This window comes from Bartonella sp. CR84HXZ, from assembly GCF_042194535.1.
Lineage (GTDB): Bacteria > Pseudomonadota > Alphaproteobacteria > Rhizobiales > Rhizobiaceae > Bartonella > Bartonella grahamii.
In genome coordinates this window covers 35,615-45,460 of sequence record NZ_JBHIMY010000016.1, presented here as the reverse complement: position 1 = coordinate 45,460, position 9,846 = coordinate 35,615, and the positions used below count along the sequence as shown (strand labels likewise).

At 34.6% G+C, this 9,846-nt stretch carries 7 protein-coding genes and 1 pseudogene; 4 read left to right on the top strand and 4 right to left on the bottom strand.

Annotated elements, in window-relative coordinates; all coding sequences use genetic code 11:
* The first annotated feature begins 1,415 nt into the window (after positions 1–1,415).
* Positions 1,416–2,129 carry a transcriptional repressor LexA gene (gene lexA / locus ACFIKD_RS07500; protein ID WP_375647634.1) on the top strand — a complete coding sequence of 238 codons (714 nt, stop codon included), beginning with the start codon at positions 1,416–1,418 and terminating at the stop codon, positions 2,127–2,129.
* A 458-nt stretch (positions 2,130–2,587) separates the two neighbouring features.
* A complete protein-coding gene (gene rimO, locus ACFIKD_RS07495) occupies positions 2,588–3,901 on the top strand; it encodes a 30S ribosomal protein S12 methylthiotransferase RimO (RefSeq protein ID WP_375647632.1) in 1,314 nt (437 codons plus the stop codon).
* A 525-nt stretch (positions 3,902–4,426) separates the two neighbouring features.
* On the opposite strand, the gene ttcA is transcribed toward rimO, so the two are convergent.
* From ttcA to ACFIKD_RS07475, 4 genes and pseudogenes are all read right to left on the bottom strand, one after another.
* Positions 4,427–5,302: a tRNA 2-thiocytidine(32) synthetase TtcA gene (ttcA, locus tag ACFIKD_RS07490; protein WP_015856404.1), complete on the bottom strand. Its 876-nt coding sequence runs from the start codon at positions 5,300–5,302 to the stop codon at positions 4,427–4,429.
* 264 nt (positions 5,303–5,566) lie between these two features.
* A complete protein-coding gene (rpsD, locus tag ACFIKD_RS07485) occupies positions 5,567–6,184 on the bottom strand; it encodes a 30S ribosomal protein S4 (protein ID WP_015856405.1) in 618 nt (205 codons plus the stop codon).
* Between the two features lie 179 nt (positions 6,185–6,363).
* The gene (murI, locus tag ACFIKD_RS07480; RefSeq protein ID WP_375647631.1) at positions 6,364–7,182 is read right to left on the bottom strand and encodes a glutamate racemase; all 819 of its coding nucleotides are present in this window, start codon (positions 7,180–7,182) and stop codon (positions 6,364–6,366) included.
* Positions 7,175–8,012, bottom strand: a pseudogene (locus ACFIKD_RS07475) (RNA methyltransferase). Before ACFIKD_RS07475 ends, murI begins: the two are co-directional and overlap by 8 nt.
* A 285-nt stretch (positions 8,013–8,297) precedes the next feature.
* Between ACFIKD_RS07475 and sfsA the strand changes: the two are divergent.
* Entirely contained in the window at positions 8,298–9,014 is a 717-nt protein-coding gene (gene sfsA / locus ACFIKD_RS07470; protein WP_375647630.1) for a DNA/RNA nuclease SfsA, read from the top strand.
* Entirely contained in the window at positions 9,007–9,837 is an 831-nt protein-coding gene (map, locus tag ACFIKD_RS07465; RefSeq protein WP_375647628.1) for a type I methionyl aminopeptidase, read from the top strand. The genes sfsA and map overlap by 8 nt, the downstream gene beginning before the upstream one ends.
* The last annotated feature ends 9 nt before the right edge of the window (positions 9,838–9,846 follow it).

Here is a 9,846-nt window from a genome sequence, read left to right as displayed (position 1 = left end):
AATAAAAAAAAGCCGTGCCAAGTGATATGACGCGGCTTTCAAATGTCTATTCTAATGATTAAAATGAATCATCCACATGGAGTAATGAATGCATATATACAAAACGTATCATATTGCAAGCGCTCTATTAGAGATATGAAAACTTATCAAAAGGAACGTAAATAAAGCAAATGTGTATTAAGTGAAAGTTTGTAACAAAATCCATTTTTACATTTACGAGCATTGGTTTTCAAAACAATCTCTCATAAGACAATAAACAACCGATTTTATCAAACGCAAGGCTTTAAAAACTGTTATAAACATCAGTTTCAAACGTTTAAACATGCATTTAGAAAATGCTTTCATAAGCGTATTTTCATTAATTTTATGTTTTTATCATGTGATAACAATCCAATCTTTAAAACAATGTAATTTGTGCTGTGATAAAAACGTATCATAAATTTATAAACTGTTATGAATGATATCTGCTTTTCATTTCATTTGAATACACACATGCATTATAACATTTACATCATGATTAGCTTTTTATGGTCTATTCATACATGACAATCTTATATAAAAAATGGTCAAATGAATCATGCATAAAAGTGTGGATTCTTATAAAATAATTTTACTCAAACCATTGACTTTATTGTGTTTTTTAGCATTATATCTTATATGACAGATACAAGTGAGAGAATAAAACTATAAAAAAGAAATGAAAATACCTTTTATACCTCCTGTCAATAACCAAAAATTATCTCAACATTAGGGTTCAGCAAAATAGTATATAGCGGTTGGTACGTTAGACCTGAAAATGGGACAATGAGCAACAATGGCATTTTGAGGGTATGATTTTTATTCATGCATAATGAATATATAACGAAAGCCAATTTATCCTGTAGAATAAAGCAGACATGAAGCAAAAATTTAGTCTCATTGAAAGTATCCCGAGTGACTATAAATTATGCTCACTATTATAGCTGTAGATAATTTTACTTAAAAAAAGCAGAAATAATATGCAATGTGCAAAATGATCTAAATACCCATAGAGTGTTTTAAATATATAGAATGCCTATCCTGCTATTGATAAAATGCTTTCTAATTAGCTTTTTTATATCATAAATTATAAAATACGTAGATATATTTTTTTAGAAGAAAAGGATAACACTGGTCATAAAATTTAGTGTTGGATAATTCAGTCAGAGCTATAAAGTATTTTTATACATTGTTTAATATTAATGTAGATATATTAATATATAAATAATAATTTAAATATGTCTATAAATAAATATATTGCTTTATTAACTTAACTTATAAGATCAAAAATAAAGAAAATAATTTTGATTTTGCGAAAAAATTTGTATTTGTAAAAGTGTTATATATACATGTATTTTTACTTTACTCCTTTTTTATTATTTTGATTGGAATATTGAATGCTAACATGTAAACAATATGAGCTACTCTTGTTTATTCATAACCATACAAAAGAAACTGGTGTTCCTCCTTCTTTTGAAGAAATGAAAAATGCATTAGAACTTTCTTCAAAGTCTGGTATTCATAAGCTCATTATAGCTTTAGAACAACGAGGGTTTATACGTCGTTTACCCAATCGCGCTCGTGCAGTGGAGGTGATTCGACTTCCTGAGAAGATAACATTTAACCTTTCTTTAGCACGTAAAATTTCTCCCAGTATGATAGAAAGAAATAAAAGGGAAATAGCAAAAAGCTTGAGTAACCTTAACAGCTTTGATGAAGAAGAAAAAAAAAATATCACCATTCCTATTATGGGACGTATTTCTGCGAGTGTGCCCGCCTCTGCTATACTGCAACAAATAAACACTCTTTCTCTCCCACGCAATATGGTTAATACAGGTGAGCACTACGCATTAGAAGTTAAAGATGATTCTATGATGGAGGCTGGTATCCTTAATAAAGATACGATCATTGTGAAACGTCAAAATACAGCAATAACAGGTGAAATTATTGTTGCGTTTATTGATAAAAAAGAAGCCACATTAAAACGTTATCGACGCAAAGGAGCTTCTATTGCATTAGAAGCCGCAAATCCTCATTATGAAGCACGTACATACGAATCCGAACGTGTAGAAATACAAGGCAAACTTACCGGACTTATTCGCAAATATTAAAAATAAACCTTATAGTACGCAATAGATATCGCAATAAGGAGTTGTTGAGTATTTTTTTATTGTGCCACACGCAGTTGACTTCCTCTCCACTGCCAAAGGATGCCCCAATTCGGTCTATAAACAGTCCAGATCCTTATCGAGCGGGTTTCATTTTCCCTTCCCTCCATTTGTCCTTCACTTACGCAAGGCGGGACAAGTAAGCCTTAAAATATTCACCACATACTTTAAAAAGAACTTGAATGCTTTGAAGGAAGCAACCTTATATCATCGTCCTCAATGACAGAATTTTACGATATAATAAGATAAAATTGTACCCATGCATAAAAACACATAAAATTTTGTAGAAAAAAATCAAATAACTTTGTAACAGATTGTATTGCATAGGTATAAAAATAAAAAACATTATTTTTAAGTTATAAAAGCGTAACTCAATCATTCACAGTAATTGTAGGATCATCATGGTAGCACCTCGTATTAGTTTTGTCTCCCTCGGATGCCCAAAAGCACTCGTAGATTCTGAGCGAATTATTACACGCCTTCGCTCTGAAGGGTATGAAATTTCACGTCAATATCAAGGAGCTGATGTCGTTATTGTGAATACCTGTGGCTTTCTTGACTCGGCAAGGAGAGAATCATTAGCCAATATTGATGAAGCTCTCAAAAAAAATGGAAAAGTTATTGTAACGGGGTGTCTTGGTGCTGATCCTGATGTTATTCGCCAAACGTATCCTAATGTATTGGCTATTACAAAACCGCAAGCTTATGAAAGTGTTATAGAAGCTGTTCATACAGCAATTCCTCCTGTTCATGATCCTTTTCTTGATTTAGTTCCTCCCCAAGGTATTCGTTTAACACCTCGCCATTACGCCTACTTAAAGATTTCTGAAGGGTGCTCTAACCAGTGTAGTTTTTGTATCATCCCTACTCTGCGTGGTGATCTCACTTCACGTCCCATCAGCGATGTTCTTCGTGAAGCTGAAAAACTCGTGCAAGCGGGTGTAAAAGAACTTTTAGTTATTTCACAAGATACGAGTGCTTATGGTATTGATCTAAAATATCTCGAAAATTCTTGGAAAGATCGTACAATAAAAACAAAATTCTTTGATCTTTGTCGCGAACTAGGCGATATGGGTATTTGGATACGTATGCATTACGTTTATCCTTATCCCCATGTTGATGAAGTTATCGAACTTATGGCTGCAAAAAAAATTCTTCCTTATCTGGATATTCCTTTTCAGCATGCATCACCAGCTATTTTGCGTCATATGAAGCGTCCTGCACTCATAGAAAAAACAAACCGTAGAATTGAAAAATGGCGAAAAATATGCCCAGATCTTACTTTGCGGTCAACATTTATTGTTGGTTTTCCTGGCGAAACGAATGAAGATTTTAATATACTCCTAGAATGGCTAGAAGAAGCAAAAATTGAACGCGCTGGGTGCTTTAAATATGAAGAGGTAAAAGGAGCCGCCGCAAATGATTTGGGATTAGAAAATATTCCTGAAGAGGTGAAAGAAAATCGCTGGCATCGTTTTATGGCAAAACAACAACAAATTTCTACACATCTTTTAAAGAAAAAAATTGGAAAAAAACTCCAAGTGCTTATCGATGAAAGTCAAGGAAAAGTTGCCAAAGGACGTAGTCAATACGATGCTCCAGAAATAGATGGTGTTGTCCATATATCATCACGACGCCCGTTGCGTGTTGGTGAATTTGTCAGCGTTAAAATTGAACAGTCGGATGCCTATGATCTTTATGGTGTAGCAGTTTGAAAATTTAACTTCTTCCCTGTCCTCAATGATGAAGATTTCTATCAGCATTGGTTTATAAAAAGATCGGCTACTCACAATCGAACTTGATCACTTATGTAACTCACTTCATGAGAATTTACGAGCAATCCTCGCCCTGAATGTTTGCTATACACTCCACAAATACCAAGCAGTTATATATTCTCTTAATTTAATGCCTTAAATGAGGTGACAGCGGCGCAAAAGAATAAAATCCTCAAGGTTCACCATTTTTACTTAACAAAAGAGAAAATCGACAATCGTACTATTTTCCCATTTTTCATATTGCGACAGTCATTAGTTAGTGAAAGGAAACTTTTTTCAATAGTGTCTTATGCACACAAGAATTTCCTTTGTGATATGCCAGCAAATGTTTTTTATGGATGCAATATAAGAGAATTTAAAACAAAACAATCTTACGGTATTTAAATTAAAAAAATAAATTATCATTATAAATAAGTATCTTATCTTAAACTCTTTGAACTTATTTTTTTAAATATCTAATCTTTATTAACAGGTCTTAAAATCAAAGAATTTCTTATCAAGCAAATGACTTGGGCGTACATTTGTTAAAGCGCGAATCATCGTATCTTTACGTCCTGGCATTTGTCTTTCGATATTTTTCAGCATTTCTTTCATTGCATTACGTTGTAAACCATCTTGACTACCGCAAAGATTACAAGGAATAATCGGAAATTGCATTGCTTGAGAAAATTTTTCCATATCTTCCTCAGCTGCATAAACAAGAGGACGTAACACAAAAAGATCTCCTTCATCATTTTTAAGTTTTCCAGGCATGGCAGCTAATCGGCCACCGTGAAACAAATTCATAAAAAATGTTTCTAAAACATCATCACGATGATGACCTAAAACTAATGCAGAACATCCCTCTTCACGTGCAATACGATAGAGATTACCACGTCGTAATCGAGAACAAAGTGAACAATATGTCTGCGACTCTGCCAATTTATCTGTAACAATGGAATAAGTATCCTGATATTCAATACGATATGGAATTTTATAAGAACTTAAAAAGTCTGGAAGAATATGCTTAGGGAATCCAGGTTGCCCTTGATCAAGATTACAGGCAAGAATTTCAACGGATAAAAGACCTCGCCACTTTAAGTCTAAAAGAAGCGCTAATAAACCATAAGAGTCTTTTCCACCCGATAAAGCAACAAGCCATTTTTTTCCTGTAGAGAGCATAGAAAAATCATCCAAAGCTTGTCGCATATGACGTAACAGTCGTTTGCGCAATTTATTAAATTCTACGCTTGAAGGAGCAACACGAAACATTGGATGACAATTATCTGCTTCGCTTATTAAAGGATCATCTCTCCCTTCGTTTTCTTCTATTGCCTGATATTCAACTGAAACATCATTCATAATACCATATCCTGCACAATAAACAGCTCGTTTTGCAAAGATAAAAACAAATATTAAAGCAAGCTTATATTTATGTTTTTTGAATTTATAAATTAGATACACAAAAAAGAAATGGAACTATATAAGTCTATGACTATAAAACATAGCAATAAACTTAATATAGAACCATTCACATAAAGCACTTATTAACTTCAGAGATTGTAAAAATAACACAATATTTTGAAGTTATAATAGAAGAGAAAAATAACTTCTCTTGCAGAAAAATTATCGAGAATAAAATTCAACAACCAAATTAGGTTCCATTTGTACAGCATAAGGAACATCTGCAAAAGCAGGAATACGTGTAAAGGTTGCTTTCATCTGTTTATGATCTGCTTCAATATAATCAGGGACATCACGTTCTGCCAATTGCACTGATTCTAAAACTAAAACAAGTTGTTTTGATTTTTCCCGAACCTCAATAACATCACCAGGTTTACAACGATAAGATTGAATATTTGTGCGCCGACCATTTACACTAACATGACCGTGATTGATAAATTGACGAGAAGCGAAAATCGTAGGCACGAATTTTGCACGATAAACAACAGCATCCAAACGTGATTCTAACAGACCGATAAGATTTTCACCAGTATCACCCCGTCGACGAGCAGCCTCTTCATAGGTCTTATGAAATTGTTTTTCTGAAATATCTCCATAAAACCCTTTCAATTTCTGTTTAGCGCGCAACTGCACCCCATAGTCAGAAAGTTTTCCTTTACGACGCTGTCCATGCTGACCTGGACCATAATCACGACGATTGACAGGAGATTTCGGACGACCCCAAATATTTTCTCCCATACGACGGTCAATTTTATACTTTGTTGTTTCGCGTTTACTCATCGCATTTCCTTATAAAATAAAACACGAGATCTTAAGACCCCAAGGAAACGCGCCCTCCTCTGCCTTTAAATACTAAAGACTGACAGAATACCTTAACATATCAATATGCAAAGTTATCCACGGGACACGTCAATTAATGCTATTTTCTTGAAAAAATAGCCAGACCATCATTATTGGTCTTACAACCCAAAGTCAACTCCTTTCATGAGTTTTAAGCCAAATCCTTTAAACAAACTCTCCGTTAAAGAAGTGATATTTTTCGATGTTAACAACGCAAAATCTTGATATTTCTTTATATATTGATCGTGTACTTTTTCCGACAGTGGTAATAATGATCTGATATGTTTGGCAATCGCTTTCGCCGGATCAATCCACTCAACGGACCATAAAGCATGTTCACGAAAGAAGTTAATCAAAAAAGGATAATGTGTGCAGGCTAAAACAATAACATCAGTATATTGTCCATTTTTTTCCACAAAACATGGTAGGATTTCTTTTCTTAACTCTTCTGAATCGATAGATTTTCCCCGTAAATAATCTTCAGCAAATCCAGCCAGCTTTTTACTTCCCACAAGCTGAACATGACACTGTCCAGCAAAAGAGTTAATTAATTCATTTGTATAGGCACGTTTCACTGTTCCAGGAGTAGCTAATACGGAAATAAAACCAGATTTTGTTTGTTCAGCAGCTGATTTAATTGCAGGAACCGTTCCTACAAAAGGGACATGAGAAAAATTCTGTCGTAAATCTGCCATCATCAGTGTAGAAACGGTGTTGCAAGCAATCACACATAAGGCTGGATTGTAGCGTATTAAAAGATTTGTAAAAATCTTTAAAATACGCTCTTTCAAAATATTTTCTTTCCAATTTCCATAAGGAAATCCTGCGTCATCAGCAACATAGATAAATTGCATTTCAGGGATAAGAATACGTGCTTCCCTGAACACTGTTAAACCACCAATACCGCTATCAAAAAAAAGAACAGGTCGTTCATCCATTAGTTTTCACACTTATTTTTAATTTTTTTACGATCACGCTCTTCAGGTGCTCTACTCCCCCGTGGATATTGTGGCGAAAAATGATCCAAAGAAGATATAATGCCTCGCAATAAACGAACCTCAGGTTCACTAAAGTTAGCGCGCGTAAAAACAGAGCGCAAATTTGCAAGCATTACTTCTTTGCGTTCTGGGGGTCTAAAATACCCACGGATATTCAAAGCCTCTTCTAACTGAGATAAAAAACCATGAAATATTGTTTTATTTGCAGGTTCCATCTCTGCGGCACGAAATGCCGTATCGCTGACATCCTCTAGACCTGTTTTCATCCATTCGTAAGACATTAAAAGAACTGCTTGCGCAATATTAAGTGACGCAAAAGCAGGATTAACTGGAAAAGTAATAATTTCATCAACAAGGCTGATTTCATCATTTTCTAATCCCCATCTCTCTCTTCCAAAGACAATACCTGTCTTATGTCCGATACTTTCACGCTGACGTAATACGCTTGCTGCTTCGACAGCACTTTTTACAGTTTTAAATCCACATCTTTCACGTGCTGTTGTGGCAAAAACATAGTGTAAATCTGCAATTGAATCACGCAATGTATTAAAAATCACAGTGTTGTTAATGACATGATCAGCTTTACTCGCAGCAGCTATAGCTTTTTCATTTGGAAACATTTCTCGAGGTTTGACTAACCGAAGCTTAGAAAGCCCAAAATTTGCCATTGCCCTTGCGACCATACCAATGTTTTCAGGAAGCTGCGGTTCAACTAAAATAATAATGGGACCATTTGTTAAATTTTCACGATTCTTATTCGTTCCAGCCATCAATCTTACCTAGTTTCACTTAACTATCTCCCTCTCCACTATTTTTTACGAAACCTTCTTCACAGTACTCTAATGCTGTTTAATAATAAATTATAGACAATGTTATCTTTTCACTCAAAGATAATAAATTTTAAAAGCCATTAAAGTGGACGATGGAATTTATAACAATTTATATAGGATATCGTAGCGTTTTTTACATCAATTTTATCTTTTTTTTATAGGGAATAGCCCCTACAAATCATAATCTCAGTTGAATTATGAAATCATAAATCCTAAAAAAGGGATATGCACTTTATTCCCAAACTTTTTCCTGCAAAGCTTATCCGTCGTTATAAACGTTTCCTTGCGGATGTTCAACAAGATGATCAGCATGTCCTCACCGTATCTGTACCTAATACAGGATCAATGCTTGGATTAACAGCTTTCAACTCCAATATCTGGCTTTCATATCATAATAACATCAAACGAAAATATGCCTATCAATTAGAAATTATTGAAGCCGATAATACTTTGGTTGGCATTAATACTGCTTTACCCAATAAACTTGCATTAGAAGCAATTCAAAACGGATTACTACCAGAATTAAGTGGATATAAAACAATTTTAAAAGAACAACGCTATGGAACACAATCACGAATTGACTTTCTTTTACGTGACGACATTCTTCCTGACTGTTACCTAGAAGTCAAAAATGTTCATTTTATTCGTCAAAAAGGATTAGCAGAATTTCCTGATAGTGAAACAAAACGTGGAGCACGTCACCTTGATGAGCTCATAGGAGTTGTACAACAAGGAAAAAGAGCTGCTATGCTTTATATTATTCAACGAGAAGATTGCGCAGCTTTTACAATCTGTCATGATCTTGATCCACTCTATGGACGTAAATTTGATTTAGCATTAAAATCAGGAGTAGAATGTTATGCTGTAAAGTGTCACGTAAGTGTAGAAGGCATTTTTCCGATTCAGAGAGTAAAAATAGAAAACAGAAAAAACAATGACTGAGTATATTGAATATAATAAAAGCCCTTTAAAATTTAATGGGAAGATTCGCATTTTCGATGATTATGCTTTTGCTAAAATGCGTGAAGTTGGTCGCATTGCTGCAGAATGCCTTGATGCACTTACAGATATTATTAAGCCAGGCGTTACTACGCAAGAAATTGATGATTTTGTATTCATTTTTGGTGCTAAGCGAGGAGCACTTCCTGCTGATCTAAATTATCATGGATACAGCCATTCATGCTGTACATCTATCAATCACGTTGTCTGTCATGGCATTCCCAATAAAAGACCCTTGCAAGAAGGCGATATTGTGAATGTGGATGTAACCTTTATCCTTGATGGTTGGCATGGGGATTCAAGCCGAATGTATCCTGTTGGGAAAATCAGGCGTGCTGCAGAACGCCTGCTAAAGATAACCTATGAAAGTCTTATGAAAGGAATCGCTATTGTTAAGCCTGGAGCAACCACAGGTGATATTGGTGCAGCCATTCAACAGTATGCAGAATCTGAACGATGCTCAATTGTGAAAGATTTTTGTGGACATGGTATTGGGCAGCTTTTTCATGATGCACCCAATATCCTTCATTATGGAAATCCTGGAGAAGGAATAGAATTAAAACAAGGTATGATGTTTACAATTGAGCCTATGATTAACCTTGGTAAACCACAAGTTAAGATTTTATCTGACGGTTGGACTGCTGTTACCCGTGACCGCTCTCTGACAGCACAATATGAACATACAATTGGTGTCACAAATGAAGGGTATGAAATATTTACACAATCTCCTAAAAATATTTTTTATATTCCAAATTCGCATACCTAACGCAATGTA